General features: G+C 62.9%; 2 protein-coding genes. Both read left to right on the forward strand.

Features of this window, described 5'->3' with window-relative positions:
- On the forward strand, nucleotides 1–2,008 hold a 2,008-nt coding region (gene rpoB / locus EOA86_RS17495), incomplete at its 5' end, for a DNA-directed RNA polymerase subunit beta (RefSeq protein WP_128342799.1).
- A 130-nt stretch (nucleotides 2,009–2,138) separates the two neighbouring features.
- On the forward strand, nucleotides 2,139–6,335 hold the full coding sequence (gene rpoC / locus EOA86_RS17500; protein WP_127315885.1) for a DNA-directed RNA polymerase subunit beta': 4,197 nt from the start codon (nucleotides 2,139–2,141) through the stop codon (nucleotides 6,333–6,335).
- Nucleotides 6,336–6,466: the final 131 nt, after the last annotated feature.

Raw genomic sequence — 6,466 nt, forward strand, 5'->3', positions numbered from 1 at the left:
CGGCACAGGCAGGGAGCCGATCGGCGCCCGTGACCCGGGCGCCGCCATTGGCGCCCGCCGCGGCGGTATCGTCGACCAGGTGGACGCGACGCGTATCGTTATTCGCGCCACGGAAGATCTCGATCCCGGCAAGTCGGGCGTCGACATCTACCGGCTGATGAAGTTCCAGCGTTCGAACCAGAACACCTGCATCAACCAGCGTCCGCTGGTGCGCATGGGTGACCGGGTCAACAAGGGCGACATCATCGCCGACGGTCCGTCGACCGAACTCGGCGATCTGGCGCTCGGCCGCAACGTGCTGGTCGCGTTCATGCCGTGGAACGGCTACAACTACGAGGACTCGATCCTCTTGTCCGAGCGCATCGTCGCCGACGACGTCTTCACCTCGATCCATATCGAGGAGTTCGAGGTCATGGCGCGCGACACCAAGCTCGGGCCGGAGGAGATCACGCGCGACATTCCCAACGTCTCGGAAGAAGCGCTGAAGAACCTCGACGAGGCCGGCATCGTCTATATCGGTGCGGAAGTGCAGCCGGGCGACATCCTGGTCGGCAAGATCACACCGAAGGGCGAAAGCCCGATGACGCCGGAAGAAAAGCTTCTGCGCGCCATCTTTGGCGAAAAGGCATCGGACGTGCGCGACACCTCGATGCGCATGCCGCCCGGAACCTTCGGCACCGTCGTCGAAGTGCGCGTCTTCAATCGCCACGGTGTGGAGAAGGACGAGCGCGCCATGGCGATCGAACGCGAGGAGATCGAACGCCTCGCCAAGGACCGCGACGACGAGCAGGCGATCCTCGACCGTAACGTCTATTCGCGCCTGTCCGACGTTCTCGTCGGCAAGGACGCGATTGCCGGGCCGAAGGGCTTCAAGAAGGGCTCGAAGCTGTCGAAGGATACGCTCGACGAGTATCCGCGTTCGCAGTGGTGGCAGTTTGCGGTGGAGAACGAAAAGCTCCAGAGCGAACTGGAAGCCCTGCGTGGCCAGTACGACGATTCCAAGAAGGCGCTCGAACAGCGCTTCATGGACAAGGTCGAGAAGGTCCAGCGCGGCGACGAGATGCCTCCCGGCGTCATGAAGATGGTCAAGGTCTTCGTGGCCGTAAAGCGCAAGATGCAGCCCGGCGACAAGATGGCCGGCCGGCACGGCAACAAGGGTGTCGTGTCGCGGATCGTTCCGGTCGAGGACATGCCGTTCCTCGAGGACGGCACGCATGCCGATATCGTGCTCAACCCGCTGGGTGTGCCGAGCCGCATGAATGTCGGCCAGATCCTGGAGACGCATTTGGGCTGGGCTTGCGCCGGAATGGGCAGGAAGATCGGCGAGCTGATCGACGCGTACAAGACAGGCGGCGACATCAAGCCGCTGCGCAAGACACTCGAGAGCTTCATGCCGGCGAACGACCGCAACGAGCCGATCCGCGACTATGACGACGAGAGCGTCGTTCGCCTCAGCGAGCAGATGCGCCGCGGCGTCTCCATCGCGACACCGGTGTTCGACGGCGCGCACGAGGCCGACATCAACATCATGCTGGAGCAGGCGGGCCTGCACACCAGCGGTCAGTCGCAGCTATATGACGGACGCACCGGCGAGCCGTTCGATCGCAAAGTGACGATGGGCTACATATATATGCTCAAGCTTCACCACCTTGTGGACGACAAGATCCACGCGCGTTCGTTCGGGCCGTACTCGCTCGTTACCCAGCAGCCGCTGGGCGGCAAGGCGCAGTTCGGTGGCCAGCGCTTCGGCGAGATGGAGGTCTGGGCGCTCGAAGCGTACGGCGCCGCCTACACGCTGCAGGAGATGCTGACGGTGAAGTCGGATGACGTTGCCGGCCGCACCAAGGTCTACGAGGCGATCGTCAGAGGCGACGACACGTTCGAGGCCGGCATCCCAGAGAGCTTCAACGTTCTCGTCAAGGAAATGCGGTCTCTGGGCCTCAATGTCGAACTGGAGAACACCAAGCTGGACGACAGCCCGGTTCGGCTGCCCGACGCGGCCGAGTGAGCAAGACGTCCGGTCGCGGCTTCCGCGACCGGACGCACCAAATTCTTCGGCCGATGGCCGATCAAGTCGGCGGGCGTTTGGCCCGCGCTAGATGCAAGGGGTTTTCGAGGACCCCGAAAAGGAGAACGGCATGAACCAAGAGGTCATGAATCTCTTCAATCCCCAGGCGCCTGCGCAGGTGTTCGATTCCATCCGGATCTCGCTCGCCAGCCCTGAGAAGATTCTGTCCTGGTCGTTCGGCGAAATCAAGAAGCCGGAGACCATCAACTACCGCACCTTCAAGCCGGAGCGTGACGGCCTCTTCTGCGCGCGCATTTTTGGTCCGATCAAGGACTACGAGTGCCTGTGCGGGAAGTACAAGCGCATGAAGTACAAGGGCGTCATCTGCGAGAAGTGCGGCGTCGAAGTCACGCTGTCGCGCGTCCGCCGCGAGCGCATGGGCCATATCGAACTGGCCGCGCCCGTCGCCCATATCTGGTTCCTGAAGTCGCTGCCGTCGCGTATCGGCACGCTGCTCGACATGACGCTGAAGGACATCGAGCGCGTTCTCTACTTCGAGAACTACATCGTCACCGAGCCCGGCCTCACCGCGCTGAAGGAGCACCAGCTCCTCAGCGAGGAAGAGTACATGATGGCCGTCGACGAATATGGCGAAGATAGCTTCACCGCCATGATCGGCGCCGAGGCCATCCACGACCTTCTGGCCGGCATGGACCTGGAAAAGATCGCCGGCGACCTGCGTTCGGAGCTGGCTTCGACCACGTCCGAGCTCAAGCAGAAGAAGTATCTGAAGCGGCTCAAGGTGGTCGAGAACTTCATGGAGTCCGGCAACCGTCCGGAATGGATGATCATGAAGGTGGTACCGGTGATCCCGCCGGACCTGCGCCCGCTGGTTCCGCTGGACGGCGGCCGCTTCGCCACGTCCGATCTCAACGATCTCTATCGCCGCGTCATCAACCGCAACAACCGCCTGAAGCGGCTGATCGAGCTGCGTGCGCCCGGCATCATCGTGCGCAATGAAAAGCGAATGCTGCAGGAAGCCGTTGACGCGCTGTTCGACAACGGCCGTCGCGGCCGTGTCATCACCGGCGCCAACAAGCGTCCGCTGAAGTCGCTGTCGGACATGCTCAAGGGCAAGCAAGGCCGGTTCCGCCAGAACCTGCTCGGCAAGCGCGTCGATTATTCCGGCCGCTCGGTCATCGTCACCGGTCCGGAGCTCAAGCTACACCAGTGCGGCCTGCCGAAGAAGATGGCGCTCGAACTGTTCAAGCCCTTCATCTATGCCCGTCTCGACGCCAAGGGTTATTCCTCGACCGTCAAGCAGGCGAAGAAGCTGGTCGAGAAGGAGCGTCCGGAGGTCTGGGATATCCTCGACGAGGTCATTCGCGAGCATCCGGTGCTCTTGAACCGTGCGCCGACTCTGCACCGCCTCGGCATCCAGGCGTTCGAGCCGATCCTGATCGAAGGCAAGGCTATCCAGCTTCACCCGCTGGTCTGCACGGCTTTCAACGCCGACTTCGACGGCGACCAGATGGCGGTTCACGTGCCGCTGTCGCTGGAAGCGCAGCTCGAAGCCCGCGTGCTGATGATGTCGACCAACAACATCCTGCACCCGGCTTCGGGCGCGCCGATCATCGTGCCGTCGCAGGACATGGTTCTGGGTCTCTACTATCTCTCGATCGTCAACCAGAACGAGCCGGGCGAGGGCATGGTGTTTGCCGATATGGGCGAACTCCAGCACGCGCTCGAGACCAAGGCGGTGACGTTGCATTCCAAGATCAAGGGCCGCTTCCGCACGGTCGATGCGGACGGCAAGGTAGTGTCGAAGATTTACGACACCACGCCCGGCCGGATGATCATCGGCGAGCTTCTGCCGAAGAACGTCAACGTGCCGTACGAGACCGCCAACCAGGAGATGACCAAGAAGAACATCTCCAAGATGATCGACACCGTCTACCGCCATTGCGGTCAGAAGGAGACGGTCATTTTCTGCGACCGCATCATGGCCCTCGGCTTCAGCCACGCCTGCCGCGCCGGCATTTCGTTCGGCAAGGACGACATGCTGATCCCGGATGCCAAGATCAAGCTGGTCTCCGACACCGAGGCTTTGGCCAAGGAATACGAGCAGCAGTACAATGACGGGCTGATCACGCAGGGCGAGAAGTACAACAAGGTCGTCGACGCCTGGGCCAAGTGCTCGGAAAAGGTCGCCGACGAGATGATGGCCCGCATCAAGGCGGTCGAGTTCGAGGATAATGGCCGTCAAAAGCCGATGAACTCGATTTACATGATGTCGCACTCCGGTGCGCGCGGCTCGCCCACCCAGATGCGCCAGCTTGCCGGTATGCGCGGCCTGATGGCCAAGCCTAGCGGTGAAATCATCGAGACGCCGATCATCTCGAACTTCAAGGAAGGCCTGACCGTGCTCGAGTACTTCAACTCGACCCACGGCGCCCGTAAGGGTCTGGCCGACACCGCCTTGAAGACGGCGAACTCGGGTTACCTCACCCGTCGCCTGGTCGACGTGGCGCAGGACTGCATCGTCAACTCCGTCGACTGCGGCACCGATAAAGGCCTCACCATGCAGCCGATCGTCGATGCCGGCCAGGTCGTCGCTTCCGTCGGCCAGCGCGTTCTCGGCCGCACGGCGCTCGACGACATCACTCATCCGGTCACGGGTGAGGTTTTGGTCAAGGCCGGAACGCTGATGGACGAACGCGACGTCGAGCAGATCGAACAGGCCGGCGTCCAGTCGGTCCGCATCCGCTCGGCGCTGACCTGCGACGTCAGGGTCGGTGTATGCGCGGTCTGCTACGGACGCGATCTGGCCCGCGGCACCCCGGTAAACCAGGGCGAGGCTGTCGGCGTCATCGCGGCGCAGTCGATCGGCGAGCCGGGCACCCAGCTCACCATGCGTACCTTCCACATGGGCGGTACGGCGCAGGTGGTGGACTCGTCGTTCCTTGAAGCCTCGTATGAGGGCAAGGTCGAGATCCGCAACCGCAATGTGGTGCGCAACTCCGACGGCCAGCAGATGGTCATGGGCCGCAACATGGCGGTGCTGATCCTCGACGAGGCCGGCAAGGAGCGCGCCACGCACCGTGTCACCTATGGTTCGCGCATCTTCGTGGACGATGGCGACAAGGTGAAGCGCGGCCAGCGCATCGCCGAGTGGGATCCCTATACCCGCCCGGTCCTCACCGAAATCGAGGGCAAGGTGGCGTTCGAGGATCTGGTCGATGGCATTTCCGTCCAGGAAACGGCCGACGAATCGACCGGCATCACCAAGCGCGAGGTCATCGACTGGCGTTCGACGCCACGCGGCAACGATCTCAAGCCGGCGATCGTCGTCCAGGACACCAAGGGCAAGGTCGGCAAACTGTCGAAGGGCGGCGACGCTCGCTTCCTGCTCTCGGTCGAGGCCATTCTTTCGGTCGAGCCGGGTGCACAGGTTCGCCCCGGCGACGTGCTGGCGCGTATCCCGATGGAAAGCGCCAAGACCAAGGACATCACCGGCGGTCTGCCGCGTGTTGCCGAACTGTTCGAGGCACGTCGTCCGAAGGATCACGCCATCATCGCCGAGATCGACGGCACGATCCGCTTCGGCCGCGACTACAAGAACAAGCGCCGCATTATCATCGAGCCGCATGACTCGACGCTTGAGCCGGTCGAATACCTGATCCCGAAGGGCAAGCCGTTCCATCTCCAGGACGGCGACGTCATCGAAAAGGGCGACTACATCCTCGACGGCAATCCGGCGCCGCACGACATCCTGGCGATCAAGGGCGTGGAGGCGCTTGCGTCCTACCTCGTCAACGAGATCCAGGAGGTCTACCGTCTGCAGGGCGTGTCGATCAACGACAAGCACATCGAGGTGATCGTTCGCCAGATGCTGCAGAAGGTCGAGATCACCGCGCAGGGCGACTCGACCTACATTCCGGGCGACCACGTCGACGTGATCGAGCTGGAAGAGGTCAACGAGCGCCTGGTCGAGGACGGCAAGAAGCCGGCCGAAGGCCAGCCAGTGCTCTTGGGCATCACCAAGGCCTCGCTGCAGACGCCGTCCTTCATCTCGGCCGCCTCCTTCCAGGAGACGACCCGCGTGCTGACCGAAGCGGCGGTTGCCGGCAAGACCGACATGCTGCAGGGGCTGAAGGAAAACGTCATCGTCGGCCGGCTGATCCCGGCCGGCACCGGCGGCACGATGAGCCAGATCCGGCGCATCGCCACCTCGCGCGACGAGTTGATCATCGACGAGCGCCGCAAGGCGTCGGGCGTCGAGGTCGCCGATCCGATGCTGACCGACATGGCTTCCGCCGCGCAGTAAGCGCGGCGGCACAAATCTCAGGCAACGAAGCCGTCGGGGCAACCCGGCGGCTTTTTTGTGTGTTGAAGCTGGGAACTAATGCCGCTGGCGACGGACTGGAGAAGGCGTCGTGGACTGTTGTGACTTATTTC

Origin of the sequence: Mesorhizobium sp. M5C.F.Ca.IN.020.32.2.1, assembly GCF_004023105.1 — a bacterium.
In the GTDB taxonomy this organism is placed as follows: domain Bacteria; phylum Pseudomonadota; class Alphaproteobacteria; order Rhizobiales; family Rhizobiaceae; genus Mesorhizobium; species Mesorhizobium wenxiniae.